Genomic DNA, 573 nt, shown 5'->3' with positions numbered 1-573 from the left:
TCTTGTAACAGCCTTAATATTTTTTTATCTACGGCATCTATCACACTTTCACCAAATCGAATTTAAAGAGAATAATTTTCTACATTTTAAGCAAAACAAAGCAAATATGGCAAAGTTTTTCTCTCAAATTCTAGCTAAATTGGAAGTATACCAATTACAAAGAATTCCTACACTCGATCAGGAGAACGCTTATGTGCACTGACCATCAATGGATTAACAACGCGATTCGCAAAATTGAAGCCGACTACCAACGCTCAGCGGATACGCACCTTATCAAGCTCGAACTGCCAAGTATCGAAGGCATTGATGTTTACCTTAAAGATGAAAGCACACACCCTACAGGCTCTTTGAAACACCGTTTAGCGCGTTCTCTATTCTTATACGCTATCTGTAACGGTTGGGTTGGCCCAGAAACAACGATCATTGAATCTTCATCAGGCAGTACTGCAGTATCTGAAGCGTACTTCGCTCGCCTACTTGGCCTGCCGTTTATTGCGGTAATGCCAAAATGCACAGCGAAGAAGAAGATTGAACAGATAGAATTCTACGGTGGCCAAGCGCATCTTGTTGACC

The 573-nt window shown here is 41.2% G+C and carries 1 protein-coding gene; it reads left to right on the top strand.

Features of this window, described 5'->3' with window-relative positions:
* Positions 1-191 precede the first annotated feature (191 nt).
* On the top strand, positions 192-573 hold a 382-nt coding region (locus AB4496_RS25025; protein ID WP_372132508.1), incomplete at its 3' end, for a pyridoxal-phosphate dependent enzyme.

The organism is Vibrio sp. 10N.222.46.A1, assembly GCF_041473595.1.
GTDB lineage: Bacteria > Pseudomonadota > Gammaproteobacteria > Enterobacterales > Vibrionaceae > Vibrio > Vibrio tasmaniensis_A.
The sequence above is the reverse complement of the archived record's forward strand: the minus strand, read 5'-3'. Positions and strand labels throughout refer to the sequence as shown.